General features: G+C 50.4%; 16 protein-coding genes. 2 read left to right on the top strand and 14 right to left on the bottom strand.

Going from position 1 to position 17,257, the window contains the following annotated elements:
* Positions 1–36: 36 nt before the first annotated feature.
* The 7 genes from epd to cmtB all read right to left on the bottom strand — a co-directional run bounded on the left by epd (position 37) and on the right by cmtB (position 6,729).
* Positions 37–1,056: an erythrose-4-phosphate dehydrogenase gene (gene epd / locus FEK50_RS08955; protein ID WP_130207871.1), complete on the bottom strand. Its 1,020-nt coding sequence runs from the start codon at positions 1,054–1,056 to the stop codon at positions 37–39.
* Between the two features lie 303 nt (positions 1,057–1,359).
* Positions 1,360–2,088, bottom strand: coding sequence for a nucleoside/nucleotide kinase family protein (locus FEK50_RS08950; protein ID WP_130259412.1), 729 nt, complete (start codon positions 2,086–2,088; stop codon positions 1,360–1,362).
* Positions 2,085–2,594, bottom strand: coding sequence for a fumarase E (gene fumE / locus FEK50_RS08945; RefSeq protein WP_130207875.1), 510 nt, complete (start codon positions 2,592–2,594; stop codon positions 2,085–2,087). The genes FEK50_RS08950 and fumE overlap by 4 nt, the downstream gene beginning before the upstream one ends.
* 21 nt (positions 2,595–2,615) lie before the next feature.
* A complete protein-coding gene (gene glpX, locus FEK50_RS08940; protein WP_131161973.1) occupies positions 2,616–3,581 on the bottom strand; it encodes a class II fructose-bisphosphatase in 966 nt (321 codons plus the stop codon).
* Entirely contained in the window at positions 3,578–4,855 is a 1,278-nt protein-coding gene (locus FEK50_RS08935) for a zinc-binding dehydrogenase (protein WP_131161972.1), read from the bottom strand. Before FEK50_RS08935 ends, glpX begins: the two co-directional genes overlap by 4 nt.
* A 14-nt stretch (positions 4,856–4,869) precedes the next feature.
* Positions 4,870–6,258: a PTS mannitol transporter subunit IICB gene (gene cmtA, locus FEK50_RS08930; protein ID WP_131161971.1), complete on the bottom strand. Its 1,389-nt coding sequence runs from the start codon at positions 6,256–6,258 to the stop codon at positions 4,870–4,872.
* A 27-nt stretch (positions 6,259–6,285) separates the two neighbouring features.
* Positions 6,286–6,729, bottom strand: a complete 444-nt coding sequence (cmtB, locus tag FEK50_RS08925; RefSeq protein WP_131161970.1) for a PTS mannitol transporter subunit IIA — start codon at positions 6,727–6,729, stop codon at positions 6,286–6,288.
* Positions 6,730–7,105: 376 nt separating this feature from the next.
* Between cmtB and FEK50_RS08915 the strand changes: the two genes are divergently transcribed.
* Complete coding sequence (locus FEK50_RS08915) at positions 7,106–8,014, top strand: prohibitin family protein (RefSeq protein ID WP_131161969.1); 909 nt, start codon at positions 7,106–7,108, stop codon at positions 8,012–8,014.
* A gap of 45 nt (positions 8,015–8,059) precedes the next feature.
* Here FEK50_RS08915 and tkt read toward each other — a convergent pair whose 3' ends face one another.
* Complete coding sequence (gene tkt / locus FEK50_RS08910) at positions 8,060–10,051, bottom strand: transketolase (protein WP_131161968.1); 1,992 nt, start codon at positions 10,049–10,051, stop codon at positions 8,060–8,062.
* Between the two features lie 277 nt (positions 10,052–10,328).
* Between tkt and loiP the strand changes: the two genes are divergently transcribed.
* A complete protein-coding gene (gene loiP, locus FEK50_RS08900) occupies positions 10,329–11,087 on the top strand; it encodes a metalloprotease LoiP (protein WP_130259417.1) in 759 nt (252 codons plus the stop codon).
* Positions 11,088–11,172: 85 nt separating this feature from the next.
* Here the strand turns inward: loiP and FEK50_RS08895 are convergent, their stop codons facing one another.
* The 6 genes from FEK50_RS08895 to yqgG form a co-directional block, all read right to left on the bottom strand.
* On the bottom strand, positions 11,173–12,531 hold the full coding sequence (locus tag FEK50_RS08895) for a DUF1266 domain-containing protein (protein WP_240780271.1): 1,359 nt from the start codon (positions 12,529–12,531) through the stop codon (positions 11,173–11,175).
* Positions 12,532–12,884: 353 nt separating this feature from the next.
* The gene (gene speB / locus FEK50_RS08890) at positions 12,885–13,805 is read right to left on the bottom strand and encodes an agmatinase (protein WP_000105566.1); all 921 of its coding nucleotides are present in this window, start codon (positions 13,803–13,805) and stop codon (positions 12,885–12,887) included.
* Between the two features lie 135 nt (positions 13,806–13,940).
* On the bottom strand, positions 13,941–14,672 hold the full coding sequence (locus FEK50_RS08885) for a hypothetical protein (RefSeq protein ID WP_130207889.1): 732 nt from the start codon (positions 14,670–14,672) through the stop codon (positions 13,941–13,943).
* Between the two features lie 145 nt (positions 14,673–14,817).
* Complete coding sequence (speA, locus tag FEK50_RS08880; protein WP_010347927.1) at positions 14,818–16,794, bottom strand: biosynthetic arginine decarboxylase; 1,977 nt, start codon at positions 16,792–16,794, stop codon at positions 14,818–14,820.
* A gap of 8 nt (positions 16,795–16,802) precedes the next feature.
* Positions 16,803–16,934: an acid stress response protein YqgB gene (gene yqgB, locus FEK50_RS08875; protein WP_001338822.1), complete on the bottom strand. Its 132-nt coding sequence runs from the start codon at positions 16,932–16,934 to the stop codon at positions 16,803–16,805.
* A 93-nt stretch (positions 16,935–17,027) separates the two neighbouring features.
* A complete protein-coding gene (gene yqgG, locus FEK50_RS24720; RefSeq protein WP_001297404.1) occupies positions 17,028–17,171 on the bottom strand; it encodes a protein YqgG in 144 nt (47 codons plus the stop codon).
* Between the last annotated feature and the right edge of the window lie 86 nt (positions 17,172–17,257).

The raw sequence follows: 17,257 nt of genomic DNA, 5'->3' as shown, positions 1-17,257 counted from the left end.
GTTGATTCTAAAAGTTTTGCAGACGCTGCTTGCGTCTTACCTGAAAGCAACAGTAGCCATAGCTAACGTCGTGTCGAGCATTCGGTTAGCAAAGCCCCATTCGTTATCGCACCAGACCAACGTTTTGATCAGGTGTGCGCCACTGACCCGGGTTTGGGTGCCATCGACAATGGCACTGTGCGGATCGTGGTTAAAATCTACAGAGACCAACGGTAATTCCGTATAGTCAACTATACCATGAAATGCATCTTGTGCTGCTTTTTGCAGCAACAGGTTGACTTCATTGGCTTTTACAGGTTTCTTCACCGTCACGCTTAAATCGATTGCCGTCACATTTATGGTTGGCACACGTACCGCAATCGCTTCAAAGCGATCGTTAAATTGCGGAAAAAATCGTGTGATACCGGCGGCCAGTTTGGTATCGACCGGAATGATCGACTGGCTGGCTGCCCGGGTGCGGCGCAGGTCAGGATGGTATGCATCAATAACCTGTTGATCGTGCATGGCGGAGTGAATTGTAGTCACAGTGCCGGACTCAATACCGTACGCATCATCCAACAATTTGATGACAGGAATTATGCAATTCGTGGTACAGGAAGCGTTAGAAACGATGCGGTGTTCCGCACGAAGTTGATCCTGATTGACGCCGTAAACAACGGTCGCGTCGAGATCGTTACTGCCAGGATGTGAAAAGAGCACTTTTTTGGCCCCGGCGGCAATGTGCGCTTCGCCATGCTCGCGGGTGCCATATACGCCGGTGCAGTCGAGAACCACATCAACGCCTAGTTCACGCCAGGGAAGCGATTGCAGTGAACGTTCATGCAATACGCGGATGACATCATCACCAACAAAAAGTTGATCACGTTCCTCACGGACTTCCCATGCAAAACGGCCATGACTGGTGTCATATTTCAACAAATGCGCCATGCCCGCAGCATCCGCCAGTTCGTTGATTGCCACCACGGTAATTTCCGCCCGGCGTCCTGATTCATACAAAGCACGAACCACATTACGCCCGATGCGACCGAAGCCATTTATCGCTACGCGTACGGTCATAGATCTCCTGCAAGGCTTTCCCTGAGCAAATTTGCCAGACAGAGTAATCCAGCAAATCGTTCGGGGAAACCTTACCTGTCGCAAACTGCGACTGATTGGTTAATTGTCGAACATTTAATCGACTGAAACGCTTCAGCTAGGATAAGCGAAACATGGAATAAAAGGAATGATTGTCCAGTCAAAGAAGACAATTATCTGACTTGCGTCACGTTTTCCGGCCTGATGCGTTGGAATTTATTCCACTTTGCAGAATCACGAATAAGCGTAGCAAAATCTTTTCGTTGTGCCGTCATAAACCCTGACTTATATCAGAATATGACTGATGCAGCGTCGATATTCACCCGTAGCTGTCATCATTAAGGTCAAATTTGCAGGCAGACTCTCTTCAAGCACCCGGCGAACATTCGGACCGTCGGTACGTTCATAAAAGGCTTCTGCGTCTGCCAGCGATAACCCCCCCGCCAGCTTGCGCCCCACCAGCCGTTCACGCAATGCAGCTGCGGGCGCGTTGATAAAGATCGAAAAATCACAAAATTGCGCAAGCTGGCGCCACTTCTCATCATCCAGCAACAACCAGTTTCCTTCGACGATGATTATTGGTGCGGTAACGTGCAACGCATCTTCTACCGGATCATGTTTTTGTCGATCGTACTGCGGCCACGTACAATCCCCTTCCACGACCTGGCACAGATTTTCCGCCAGTTTCGCAACGTCGAATGTCTCTGGTGCACCTTTGAAGGGGCGTAATTGATGCGCATCCAGCCAGCTATTGTAATGGTGAAAACCATCCATCGGCAGCGTCTGGATAGTGGGTAATTCAGGGTCTTGTTGCGCGAGATATTCCCAGAAGGTAGTTAATGTAGATTTACCCGTCCCCGGCGGAGCGCAAAGAAAAACCACCGTACGTCGCTGCGGATTTACCGCCTGTAAGGCCGCCAGCATACGCAGTAGCGGTTTATGTACATTCTCAATTTCATCATCAGAGTACTGCGCCTGTACCTTTAGTCCATTTACCGTCAGTTCGATTTTCACGGCGTTAATTCCTTTAAAGTTGTCGTTACTGCCAGCGTCAGCGCCGTTTTGACCATCCCGCTAAAACGCGCCTCTGACCAGACGGCGAAATCGGCGAACTTCATCGCTTTTAACGCATCATAGAGCGTCGCATTGCGGGTTATGCTATTGACGTTGCTGATAAAATCCCAGGTTATATCATCGGTAAATCCGGGCGTTTCATCCTGTTCGTTCAGGTAATGCCAGAACTGGGAAAAGTGCGTGATATCGGCATACAGCCATTTATCCATTTTCCCCAACGCATAAATCAAACGCAGCGCAACATCAATATCGTCAAGCGGGCCGCTTTGGGCGAGTAACGGCTTCACTGCATATTCGACGATCTCTTCATCGTTATCGACAAACAGCGACGGCAGAAACTGGCGTATCCCCAGGAGCAAAATAGAATGCGCAGTTTTCATAAATGACAATAAATTGTCCTGTGCGTCCAGTTGCTCAAGCACATCATCTTCTGTCAGCGTCGCCATTCGTCTTCCGATAGATCACCATCAATGCAGGGAGTCTATTATATTACACGTTTGGTCCGCGCCGCCGATCAGTAATGTCTGCGTCCGCACCCCATTCGCCGTCTGTTGGATACCGTTCACCAGCTCGCCGCTCGTCACGCCCGTAGCGCTAAAGAGGATATCGTTCCCCCTCACCAGTTCGTCGAGTGAGTACACACGGTTGACTTCAACACCCATATCCTTACAACGCTTACGCTCCTGTTCTGCGATTTGCCGATTTTCGGTGTAGTCACCTTTGGCCTGGCAAAAATCGATTAATTCCGCCTGCATATCCCCACCCAACGCTTTAACAGCACAGGCAGAAATAACGCCTTCCGGTGCGCCACCGATGGTGTACATCACATCGTAAGGATTATCCTGCCAGCAGGTCAGCACGCTGGCGGCGACATCGCCATCCGGCAGGGCAAAAACCTTCACGCCCAGCTGTGTTGCTTCCTCAATTGCGGCTCTCAGGCGCGGTTTATCCAGCGTAACCATGCGCAGCTTGTCCAGCGGTTTGCCTAACGCTTTCGCCACGTTGCGCAGGTTGTCCGCCAGGGGCAAAGACAGATCAATCACCCCGGCAGCCAGTCGATTAACAACCAGCTTTTTCATATACATATCGGGCGCATGTAACAGGCTATCTCGAGGGGCGAAAGCCATGACCGCCAGCGCATTGCTCTGCCCCATCGCCACCATCCGCGTGCCTTCAATGGGATCAACCGCGATATCGACTTCTGGCCCATCGCCTTTGCCCACCTCTTCGCCAATCCACAGCATCGGCGCATGGTCAATTTCTCCCTCGCCGATAACCACTCGCCCACGAAAAGCGACGTCGTTCAACGCCTGGCGCATCGCGGTGACCGCCAGGCCATCAATTTTATTTTTGTCGCCACAGCCGGTTTGCGGCCAGGCAGCCAACGCTGCCTGTTCCGTAACGCGAAATAATGGCCACGCCAGGAACATCATTGCGCGGCCTCCCCAATATCAACGCCAAATTGCGCCAGCAGATATTTCTCGGCCTGTTCATTCCAGATGCCGTGCGTTTCCTCAACCAGCCGCGCCAGCTCTTTAAACAGCGGATCGGTTTTGCCTTTTTCGGCAAAATCGGCAATGGCAGTGAGCGGCATGGTGACGCCGTTATAAATGAGTTTTTTACCGCCTGGGATATCCGGCAGATTGAGCACGGTTTCTGGCACCGCATCCAGGCCACCGATATGGGTTACCATAAACGACGGCTGCAACTGCCCCGTGGCGCTAAGGGCAATAGCCTCTTTCATGTCATCCGTTGAACCACCGGATGTACCGACGACGTGCGTGCTGTTGTAATGGACGTTGTAGAAATTAAACGGCACTTTGAAGTTTTTATCCGTCGGACCGGCAAAGAAGTTCAGGCAGCCATCTTCCGCCAGTAATTCATCCGCCATTTCAACAACAGCAGGCACCGCCGCATAAACAAAAATGTCATCGAACCCGACATCATCCGTCAGCGCCCGTAGCATCTGGACAGGATCGCTCATCCCTTTGGTATTCACATACACCAGCTCAATGCCTTTACTGGCCGCCAGCTCCACTGGCAGCAACTTCTGCACCTGCGCCAGACGTTTGTCGTCGATATCGACCACCACCACCCGCGACGGTTGTATGCCGCCGTTAATGGCATAATCGATAGCGCCAATTCCCATCGGACCTGCACACGCCAGCAGTGCAATATTGCCGCCAGGTTTGACGCCCATGCGATGCTCATAAACATATTGCGTGGTGTGATAATTGGCATGATAAGCGCCAATAATGCAGCACATAGGCTCTGCCAGCGACGCCGCAGCAAAATAAGAGCCGTGATACGGTAATACGCAGCCCAAATTAATGGCTACCTCTGGAATAATCATATAGGTGGCGTTACCGCCAAAATATTCGTAGCTGTAGCCCGCTGAATATCCGCTTGGTAACCCCATCGCCGGTTGCAATACAAAACGCTGACCTTTTTTATATTTGTCGGTGAGATTTTTACCCACTTCGACAATAACCCCGGCACATTCATGCCCGGTAATGACCGGATGATTTTCTAAATCGTCGGGTACGCGTTTATGTTCACTACCGAGTAACGCCGCTTTCCAGGTCGATAAACAGACGCTGTCAGAAATTACACTCACCAAAAGTTCATTATCGGTAATTTCTGGCAATTCAAATTCGCGCAGACGGACATCCCGCTTGCCATAAATAGCAGCAACTTTGGTTTTCATTTTTACCTCTGCAATCAGTTTTTATGTTCGGCGGTTAATTGATTAAATAAAGTGTCGAGTTTTGGATCGCCAATATAGTTATTAATCAATATCAGCGTTTTATCCGTCACACGTTTCACGCGCCCTTCCAGACTGGCATGAGTAACGACGATATCCGCATCCGCAGGCACGTTTTCTATGGCGTAATGTTTTACTTCAATTGCCAGCCCTGCTTTTTCCAGGCGTTTACGGAAGGTGGTTGCGCCCATCGCGCTGGAGCCCATCCCTGCATCGCAAACAAAGGCAATACGCTTAACACGGCTTAACGAGAATGCGCCTTCCTGCTTCATTGCTTTAACCGCATTGGCTGACTCGGTAAATTCATCTTCGCTCTCAGTCTCCACTGTTTTTTCCATCTTCAGTATCAGGGAAGTGATGACAAAGGACACCAGCGTGCCTACCGTAACTCCGGCAATTGTCGCCAGGAACGAGCCTTTCGGCGTCAGCGCCAGGTAAGCAAAGATAGAACCTGGGCTTGGGCCTGCAACCAGACCACCGTCCAGCAAATTAAACATCCAGGTGCCAGACATACCGCCCGCAATCATGGCGATAATGGTCAACGGCTTCATCAGCACATACGGGAAATACAGTTCGTGGATCCCACCGAGGAAGTGAATAATCATCGCACCAGGTGCAGAGCGCTTACTCATCCCTTTACCAAACAGAGTGAATGCCAGCAGCAGTCCTAAACCAGGCCCAGGGTTGGATGCCACCATAAAGAAGATGGATTTGCCATTAACTGATGCCTGTTGCATCCCCAACGGGTAATAGACACCCTGATCTATCGCGTTATTGAGGAAAAGCACTTTCGCCGGTTCATTGATGACTGACAGCAAAGGCAGATAGCCTGCATGTACCAGTGCTTCAATACACTCTTTGACGAAAGTATTGGCAATTAACACCGCCGGGCCGATGACTTCAAAACCCAGCAGACAGAGAATCATCCCAGCAATACCTAACGAGAAGTTATTGATAACCATCTCAAAACCAGCAGGTATGCGTTTTTCCAGTGCCTTATCGACATATTTTATGACCAGCCCACCTAAGGGTCCCATGATCATCGAGCCAAGGAACATCGGAATTTCAGCACCGACAATAACGCCAATCGTCCCTATTCCGCCCATGACCGCACCGCGTTTACCGCCAACCAGATGACCACCTGTAGAACCAATCATCACGGGCAATAAATAGGTAATCATCGGGCCGACAATTTTGGCGAAATGTTCGTTAGGCAGCCAACCAGTAGGAATAAATAATGCAGTAATAAAACCCCAGGCAATAAAAGCACCAATATTGGGGATGACCATTGCTGTCAAAAAGCCCCCAAAAGCCTGGACCTTTGCACGAGCAGACTTGTTTTCCATAATATTATCCTGTAGAGGAGAGAGTAATTATCCGCGGTTGATTATGTCCGCTAATTGTTTTTCTGATGTTGCTGTTAAGAGTTGTTCGAGTATTTCTTCTTCACACAGTAATTCACTTAACGCCTGAATAGCGCCAATGTGCGAATCAGCATCGGCAGCCGAAAGCCCGATGAGTAAATTGATCGGTTCGTCATTCCCCGGAAAATACACTGGTCGTTCGAGTAATGTCAGTGACATCCCGGTTTTAAGCGCCCCACATTCCGGTCGCGCATGAGGCATCGCCACGCCTGGTGCGAGAATATAATAAGGACCGTTGCTAATGGTGGAATCTTTAATAGCCTGAATGTAATTCTCGCTGATATAGTTTTTATCCAGCAATGATGCCATCGAAAAATCGATAGCTTCCTGCCAGTCTTTTGCTGAATGTATAACTGAGATTGATGACTCTGGAAAATAATCAATAAGCCGCATAAATCATCCTTATTTTATTTTTACGGTACCGTCCGGCGGTAAAAATAAAATACGCGTGAGATTTAATGAAAGCAATTGAGCGTCTGAGAGGACAAGTTTCATAAACCAAAATAATAAAACATTAAATAACAATAAGATGAGATCAATATTATTAAAGTCAACTTTGTATTTGCAATAACCGTCACAAAATCAATATTTTATACGTTGATATGTTTGTGACGCATGTCACCATTTGTTTATTGAATATCCGAAAACATACTTATTTGATTTATTGTTTTTCGCGCCTCCTCTTTATAGATTCTTAATTTTCGGTTGCCAGCTGTTTTCTCCTCCCCTCATGTGACATATTCCCACACTTTACTCAAGGAAGATTGTCATGAAAGCACCTGTTTCAATAACCTCATTCCGCCCACAAAAATCTATTGCTATCGCCATTGGCGTGCTTGCCATGGTTGTGCTGCCATTTCTCTCGTATTACACCGTTAATGAAGGTGAACGCGGCATTTTGCTGCGCTACGGAAAAATCGTAAAAGTTGCCGAGCCGGGTCTGGGTTTTAAGATCCCTTTTATGGAAAGCGTGGAGAAAATTTCCACGCGTAATCAGGCTGTGGTCTATCAGGGATTACAGGCCTACAGCCGCGACCAGCAACCGGCACAAATGACAGTATCAGTCAGCTTCCACATAAAACCTTCAGAAGCAGGCGCGGTTTATACCACCTACAACACCATTGAAGCATTAAAAGATCGTCTGATTGTCCGTCAGTTGCCAACTCAACTGGAGAACGTTTTCGGCCAATATACCGCCATCAGCGCGGTACAGGATCGCACGAAACTGGTTCAGGATCTGCAAAATGCCATGCGCAAAGCCGTTGTTGGCCCGGTAGTGATTGACGGGGTCCAGATTGAGAATATTGATTTTTCTGACGCTTATGAAAAGTCGATTGAAGATCGAATGAAAGCGGAAGTCGCCATTGCCACACGTAAGCAAAATCTGGAAACAGAGAAAATCCAGGCGCAAATAGCGGTAACTCAGGCCCAAGCAGAAGCAGACAGTAAACTGGCGGCAGCCAAAGCAGAAGCGGAAACTATTCGCGTAAGAGGCGCAGCAGAGGCTGAAACCATTCGTTTAAAAAGTGCGGCTGAAGCAGAAGCTATCCGCCTGCGCGGGGAAGCCCTGCGAGATAATCCCGGACTTGTAGCCCTCACCACTGCCGAACGTTGGGACGGTAAGCTGCCCGATACCATGATCCCCGGCAGCACCGTTCCGTTTATCTCTACTAAGTAAAAAAAGGGCCGCTTTCGCGGCCCTTCTCACAAAGCATCTTACCGATTACAGCAACGCTTTTGCTTTCGCAACAACGTTGTCAACGGTGAAGCCGAACTCTTCAAACAGCAGTTCAGCCGGAGCAGATTCACCGAAGGTGGTCATACCGACGATAGCGCCATTCAGGCCAACATACTTGTACCAGTAGTCAGCAATGCCTGCTTCTACTGCAACACGAGCAGTAACCGCTTTCGGCAGTACAGATTCACGGTAAGCCGCATCCTGTTTGTCGAATGCATCAGTAGACGGCATGGAAACCACGCGCGCTTTCACGCCTTCGGCAGTCAGTTTTTCGTAGGCAGCAACCGCCAGTTCAACTTCAGAACCGGTGGCGATGAAGATCAGTTCCGGCTGACCGGCACAGTCTTTCAGCACATAACCACCGCGCGCGATGTTTGCCAGCTGCTCTTCAGTACGTTCCTGCTGCGCCAGGTTCTGACGGGAGAGGATCAGCGCGGTCGGGCCGTCCTGACGCTCAACGCCGTATTTCCACGCGACCGCGGATTCAACCTGGTCACACGGACGCCATGTAGACATGTTCGGGGTCACGCGCAGAGAAGCGACCTGCTCTACCGGCTGGTGAGTCGGGCCATCTTCGCCCAGACCGATGGAGTCGTGGGTGTAAACCATCACCTGGCGCTGTTTCATCAGCGCAGCCATACGTACGGCATTACGTGCGTATTCCACGAACATCAGGAAGGTGGAGGTGTACGGCAGGAAACCACCGTGCAGAGAGATACCGTTAGCAATCGCGGTCATACCGAACTCGCGAACACCGTAGTGGATGTAGTTACCCGCAGCATCTTCGTTGATTGCTTTAGAACCAGACCACAGGGTCAAGTTAGACGGTGCCAGGTCAGCAGAGCCGCCGAGGAATTCCGGCAACAGCGGACCGAACGCTTCGATAGCATTCTGAGACGCTTTACGGCTGGCGATTTTCGCCGGATTAGCCTGCAGTTTAGCGATGAATTCTTTCGCTTTGGCGTCGAAGTCAGACGGCATTTCGCCTTTCATACGGCGGGTAAATTCAGCGGCTTCCTTCGGATAAGCTTTCGCGTAAGCAGCGAATTTCTCGTTCCATGCGGATTCTTTCGCCTGGCCTGCTTCTTTCGCATCCCACTGAGCATAGATTTCAGACGGGATTTCGAACGGCGCATATTTCCAGCCCAGCTGTTCGCGGGTCAGGGCAATTTCAGCGTCGCCCAGCGGCGCACCGTGGGAGTCGTGCGTACCGGCTTTGTTCGGGGAACCGAAACCGATGATGGTTTTGCACATCAGCAGGGACGGTTTGTCGGTCACTGCGCGCGCTTCTTCTACTGCGCGTTTGATGGATGCTGCGTCATGACCGTCGATGTCGCGAATAACGTGCCAGCCGTAGGCTTCGAAACGCATTGCGGTGTCGTCGGTAAACCAGCCTTCAACGTGACCATCGATAGAAATACCGTTGTCATCGTAGAACGCAATCAGTTTACCCAGCTTCAGCGTACCCGCCAGAGAGCAAACTTCGTGGGAGATGCCTTCCATCATGCAGCCGTCACCCATGAAGGCGTAGGTGTAGTGGTCGACAATGTCGTGACCCGGACGGTTAAACTGCGCCGCCAGCGTTTTTTCTGCAATCGCCATACCGACTGCGTTGGCAATACCCTGACCCAGCGGACCGGTGGTGGTTTCCACACCAGCGGTGTAACCCACTTCCGGGTGACCCGGAGTTTTGGAGTGCAGCTGACGGAAGTTTTTCAGTTCTTCCATCGGCAGATCGTAACCGGTGAGGTGCAGCAAGCTGTAGATCAGCATGGAGCCGTGGCCGTTGGACAGCACGAAGCGGTCACGGTCAGCCCAGGACGGATTCTGCGGGTTGTGTTTCAGGAAATCACGCCACAGGACTTCGGCAATGTCAGCCATACCCATCGGGGCGCCCGGGTGACCGGATTTGGCTTTCTGTACTGCGTCCATGCTCAGCGCACGAATAGCATTGGCAAGCTCTTTACGTGAGGACATTTTGACTCCAGATCGGATGATGAAGGGCACGCCCTTAACGACTTGACGACAGCGCGTTTTGGGCTACGCCGGAAAATTTGCCAACAATTTACCGCAAGCCGCGCGTCATGTACATGGAACATCCTTTTGCCGTTTCAGAAATCTCTGGATCATGCTCGCATGTTGCGCAATCTGCTCGCCCGTCCGCTGCGCTTTTTCTTATACTTAGGACGAGCGTCGATTCACCTGCAAACGGCGCATTTTTAGAATAATCCTGACCTTGTGCGGAAGAGAAAACATGAAAATTCGCGCCTTATTGGTAGCAATGAGCATGGCAACGGTACTGACTGGTTGCCAGAATATGGACTCCAGTGGACTGCTCTCATCAGGAGCGGAAGCTTTTCAGGCTTACAGTTTGAGCGATGCGCAGGTAAAAGCCCTGAGCGATCAGGCGTGCCAGGAGATGGACAGCAAGGCGACGATTGCGCCAGACGGTAGTGAATACGCTAAACGTCTGACCACCATTGCTAATGCGCTGGGAAATAACATCAACGGTCAGCCGGTAAATTACAAAGTGTATATGGCAAAGGATGTGAATGCCTTTGCGATGGCAAACGGCTGTATCCGCGTCTATAGCGGCCTGATGGATATGATGACCGATAACGAAGTTGAAGCGGTGATCGGCCATGAAATGGGCCATGTGGCGTTAGGCCATGTGAAGAAAGGGATGCAGGTAGCGCTTGGTACAAATGCCGTGCGAGTAGCTGCGGCCTCTGCGGGCGGGATTGTCGGCAGTTTATCGCAATCACAACTCGGTGACTTGGGCGAAAAATTAGTCAATTCGCAATTCTCCCAGCGCCAGGAAGCAGAGGCGGATGATTATTCCTACGATTTGCTGCGTCAACGCGGCATCAGCCCGGCAGGCCTTGCCACCAGCTTTGAAAAACTGGCGAAACTGGAAGAAGGCCGCCAAAGTTCAATGTTTGACGACCATCCAGCATCCGCCGAACGCGCCCAGCATATTCGCGATCGTATGAGCGCGGATGGGATAAAGTGATTTCATATTTCTCCGACAGGAATGTCGGAGAAATTTTCATTCAGGTCCGGCCACAGTCATTAAACAAGCTCAATCATTTGGGGCATCAATTCGCTTCGTAGATTGCTTTCTCTGGTGTATCCAATCGCACCTCTACTACATCGGCAGTGCTTACGCCACAAGCCCAGGCAAAAGCCGTCTCTGTTCCTTCAGGTAATGGAGTATCCCAGGGTAAAGTACGCCACGGACTCCCCTGCTCTTTTAATAAAGATGTAATGGCTTTCTTAAAAAGAATATGGGTAATCAGGTGCCGTTTATCCGTTGCTTTCCAGTACCAACGGGCCAGCAAAAAATGTCCAGCCAATTCGCGCCAGCTTCTATAATGTTGCTGCACGCGTCTGGCTGCCAGCATCGAAAAATCGACCATTTCACGCTGGGTAATGTATTCCACTTGCGCCCCGCTATTACATAGCATGACAAAACGCACCATATCCCAGGCACAAAAATCTATGTCGCATATTTTACGTCGATTTTTTCTGACCATCTGTAGCTGCCACAAACGCTCTTTCGCTTCGCTACTTGATTTCGCGTTCTGAGCTAATTGCTGAGCGAACGCGCGATACTCAGCATCCGGCATTTCGCTATCGTTTTTGATCTGTTCTTCATAAACTGAACGATGCCCTGCTACAAACAAAGCTAAGAGTTGCTCAAGTAACGAATCCCGATCAAAGACGCCCCACATGTCAGCAAGTGACTCAACTTCACTTTTGCAATCATTCTCTGCTTCCACGGAATCATCATTAACGACTCGTCGCGCCCAGTGATTGTTACCCGCAATGGCATAAGGCGCGCCGACTGCCATCGCCCAACGTTCAGCCGCAGGAATTTTTTGAATTGAGGGATCTTTACAGGATGCTTTGAAAAGGCGATGTCCGGCGAACACCAGGCCATAACCAATCCACAAAACAGCCACAAATGCGAGAATAAGTATTATCGCTACCAGATAAAGGGCATATTTTCCTATTGTCAGTAAGACATCCAGCCAGGAAGAGTCTTGCTCCGTAACTGTTTGCTCCACCGATGTCAAAGGGGACTCACTGACCCGGTCTGGCGCGGTCCTCGTCAACACAGGGGAATCCATATGTTGCTTGAATGAGCGTTTTTTAAGCAAATCTATTTTTTTCTGCACCTCATCAGTAACCCGACCGTTTTTTTCAAACTCGTGTAACGATGCAATATCAATCGCAGCAATCTTCCATTTACCATCCCCTTCCCGGATTAATTCCATTGGAATATCAATATCAGATTGGTGACCAAAAAAAGCACCAATCTGCGCCTTGTCGCCTTCGACGAAGGTCGCTAAAGGATCGCTATAACTGGGGAAACGTCGTTTACACGTTTTGGGTGACTCTTGCCAGTATTTCAGTACAGGCTCCATTAAAGCAGGCGTAAATACTTGCTGCATTTCCGCAAGGCGATCGTGCGAATCTGTGCTGGTGACAAACTCAGGGCCACATAATGCGTGATAACTCTTTTTGACGACAGAGGAAATGGCCTCTTTGTCTTGTTACAGCTGTGCGGCAATTTTCTGTTTTTCTGCTCTATCGCAGCCAGTTGATAAAAGAAATAACAAACAAAGAAGAGGCTTCCAGGGAAGAGTGCGTTTCATCTATTTATTCCATTAAAAACGCGATAATAACAATCCATTAAAAAACAGCAGTCAGGGTAAAGATGACTTAATTAACAGGATAGGTTTTAAATGATAAGTCCCTTGTGCCAGACAAGGGACTGTGCAAAAAATTCAACCTGGCAGATTACTTACTCGCCCTTTTTCGCCGCCTGAATATACAGCATCTCCAGCGCCAGCGTCGCCGCAGCCAGAGCGGTGATTTCCGACTGATCGTATGCCGGAGCCACTTCCACTACGTCCATCCCAACGATGTTGAGATCTTTCAGGCCGCGTACCAGTTTAATGGCGCGATCGGAGGTCAGGCCGCCAATTACCGGCGTACCGGTTCCCGGCGCGAAAGCAGGATCCAGGCAGTCGATATCAAAGGTCAGGTAAACCGGCATATCACCCACAATCTGTTTCACCTGGGCGATAACGTCATCCACGCTGCGATCGTTCACCTGGCAGGCGTCCAGCACGGTAAAGCCGTTGTCTTTATCAAACTCGGTACGAATACCAATCTGCACGGAATGATTCGGGTCGATCAGACCTTCTTTCGGCGCGGTATAGAACATGGTGCCGTGGTCAAATTCACAACCGTTCGCGTAGGTATCGGTGTGGGCATCAAAGTGTACCAGCGCCATTTTGCCGAAATGCTTCGCATGTGCACGCAGCAGCGGCAGCGTAACAAAATGGTCACCACCGAAGGAGAGCATACGCTTACCAGCAGCCAGCAGCTTCTCGGCGTGCGCCTGCAGCTTCTCGCTCATCTCACGGGCATCGCCGAAGGCATATACCAGATCACCGCAGTCCACCACGTTCAGACGCTCACGCATGTCGAAATTCCACGGGAAGCGGTTGTGTTCCCAGGCCAGATTCGTCGAAACCTGACGGATAGCTGCCGGACCGTGACGACCACCCGCACGACCAGAAGTGGCCATATCGAACGGCACGCCAGTAATTACCCAGTCAGCATCGCTGTCATACGGCTGGAAGTTCATCGGCAGGCGTAAAAAACCAAAGGCGTTGGAAACCAGTGAGTTATCGTATTGATGACCTAAGGTGCTCATGGATGGACTCCTATTACAAAGTCGATATAAAAAAACCCTTCCGCGTCGTTAGGCCCGACGAGGAAGGGTTGGATTTGCGAAACACAAGTTTGTGCTAATTATCGCCCTAAATGGGCGAGGCATCAAGCAAGGTTACTATTTACGGCACGGCGGCGGCGCATAGCCATTGTTGTCCGCCGGAAACGCTTGCCCAGAGCACGGCGGCAGCGCGTTTTGCGCCGGGCCTTGTAATTCAAAGGCGGCAAAGCCGATTACACCGATATTACGCACATCGCCTTGCGCCGAATTGGCTGCGTAGGAATCAGCAACGTTGGCGAACTGAAAAGCCGCTTCGGTATGTTTATCTTTGCGGAATCCTTTAATCGCTAACGAATCTCCGGCATTCACAATATAACCGTTGTTATTCAGCGAACCTTGCTTACCGTTCAGAACATCCAGGCCATCAACCGTAGCAACGATCTCGTAGTTGGTGTTACGACTGTAATTGCGGACATATAATTGATAATTCATTCCTACTCTGGCATGGACAATATAGCGTGGTTCATTATTTGATGAATCATAAACCCGCGTAATAGGTAGAGAATTAAAATTACCATCGCGAATAGCATATTCCAGTTCGTTAATACGAATGCTATAAACGCGGTCGTAGCCGGAAGGAACATTAGTCGAATAACTAATAACGATCATCTCCGCCGGATCGCGCCAGGCTCGCTCAGCAGATACGCCCTGAACCGTTGAGTGCACATCTCCACCCCAGGCGGTGCCGACATTGCCCGATGCACTGCTATTATACTGCGCATTACTTGCGCAACCTGCCAGCAGCACGATTAATGCCACCAACGCGCTACGTACTTTCCATTTTTTCATAACCGTTCCCTCTGCATTTAATTAATGCAGCGATTGTAGGGAGATTATTTAATAAGAAAAGCAGCTAAATTATTTTTAAGAATATATAAAAAGAAAGCGGGCCAATTTACGTAAATAAATCGACCCGCCAGCGGAATAATCTTAATTATTCATCTTCAAGATAGGTATAACCGTACAAACCTGCCTCGAACTCTTCCAGGAACTGTTGTTGCAGTTCAGCATCAAGATCGGTTTTCTTCACTTGATCACGGAACTGAGTTAACAGCGTTTTCGGATCGAGCTGTACATATTGCAGCATGTCCGCCACGGTATCGCCTTCGTCAGACAGTTCCACTTCTACGCTGCCGTCAGGGAAGACGAACACGTCAACCGCTTCGGTATCACCGAACAGGTTGTGCATGTTGCCGAGGATCTCCTGATATGCGCCGACCATAAAGAAACCGAGCATCGGCGGATTCTCCGGATCGTACTCCGGCATTGGCATTGTCGTGGCAATACCGTCACCATCGATATAGTGGTCGATAGCACCGTCAGAGTCACAGGTAATATCCAGCAGCACAGCGCGGCGTTCCGGCACTTGATCCAGCCCTTCCAGCGGCAGTACCGGGAACAACTGGTCGATCCCCCACGCATCCGGCATCGACTGGAACAGCGAGAAGTTGACGTACATTTTGTCCGCCATACGTTCCTGCAGCTCGTCGATAATCGGGCGATGAGCGCGGTTTTGCGGGTCCAGTTGCTTCTGCACTTCATGGCACATGCTCAAATAAAGCTGCTCAGCCCATGCGCGTTCTTGCAGGCTAAAGGTGCCAGAAGAGTAGCCGATATGAATATCGTGCAGATCCATCTGGCTGTCGTGCAACCATTCACGCAGAGAACGGCGAGTTCCCGGTTCGTGCATTTCCTGCCAGGTTTCCCACATGCTTTGCAGTGCGCGCGGCGCATCTTCTGCGGGCGCGGTCGGCACCGTGTATTCGTTACGTTCCACGCCGATGATATTAGACACCAGCACGGTGTGATGCGCAGTCACCGCACGACCCGATTCGGTGATTACCGTCGGATGCGGCAGACCATTTTCTTCACACGCATCACCAATCGCCCAGATGATATTGTTGGCATATTCATTGAGGCCATAGTTTACGGAGCAGTCGGACTGCGAACGGGTACCTTCATAGTCCACGCCCAGACCGCCGCCGACGTCGAAGCACTGAATATTGACGCCCAGCTTGTGCAGTTCCACATAGAAACGTGCGGATTCACGAACGCCCGTGGCGATATCGCGAATATTCGCCATCTGCGAACCAAGGTGGAAGTGCAGCAATTGCAGGCTGTCGAGACGCCCGGCTTCACGCAGCGTTTCAACCAATTGCAGTACCTGAGTCGCTGCCAGGCCGAACTTCGATTTTTCCCCGCCGGAAGATTGCCATTTACCCGAGCCTTGTGAGGCCAGACGTGCACGCACGCCCAGACGAGGAACGACATTCAGACGCTCTGCTTCATCCAGCACAATGGCGATTTCTGACATCTTCTCAATGACCAGATAAACCTTGTGGCCCATCTTCTCGCCAATTAATGCCAGGCGGATATATTCGCGGTCTTTATAACCATTACAGACAATCACGCTGCGGGTCATGCCAGCATGCGCCAGCACCGCCATCAACTCTGCTTTCGAGCCTGCTTCCAGCCCCAACGGTTCGCCAGAATGAATCAGGGACTCAATCACGCGGCGATGCTGGTTAACTTTGATCGGATAAACGAGGAAGTAGTCACCGTTATAACCGTAGGATTCACGCGCACGTTTAAACGCGGCGTTTATGGAACGCAAACGGTGCTGCAGGATCTGCGGGAAACAGAACAGTGCAGGCAGACGCTGGCCCTGTGCTTCGCGGGTTTTCACCAACTGCGCGAGATCGACGCGAGCTTCCGGTACGTCCGGGTCCGGGCACACGCTGATGTGGCCCAGCTCGTTAACGTCATAGTAGTTATTGCCCCACCAGGCAATATTGTAAGTACGCAGCATCTTGCTGGCTTCCTGGGAGCTCATTGCAACCTCCTGCATGGAGCGTAGTACACCGTGTTCGCCCGCTGACGAAGGCAAACTCATAGACATGTCGTCAGACATAGCGAACCTCAAATTATTTTATTAAGTGTAAAACAGTTAACCACTATCGCAGCCTGAAACTGCGATAACAACCCATAAGCACATGGATTTTCCAGCAGTGTATGCTGACGCTCCGACTGCGCAACCGGTTTCTTTTTCATAACATTATTAAGCACATAACCGAACGTAAGTGTGACAGTTCGGCGAAACCACGAGAAAACTCTTGTTTTTACAAGAGCGCCCTTGTTCAGTCCTCAGTAACTGTAACCAGCTCTTGAATCCTGAGAAGCGCCGAGATGGGTATAACATCGGCAGGTATGCAAAGCAGAGATGCAGAGTGCGGGGAACGAATCTTCACCAGAACGGTGAGACAGGTTAAGCAGCAGACAACGGTTCATTATTTCGTATCACCTCCACGGTCGCCCGTTAAGACGAACCCACAAGCCAAAACTCTGATTTCAACCCGGCTGGAAGTGGCAACACG

Source organism: Escherichia sp. E2586 (assembly GCF_005781105.1).
Lineage (GTDB): Bacteria > Pseudomonadota > Gammaproteobacteria > Enterobacterales > Enterobacteriaceae > Escherichia.
Note: the sequence above shows the minus strand (reverse complement) of the source record. Positions and strands in the feature narration are given on the sequence as shown.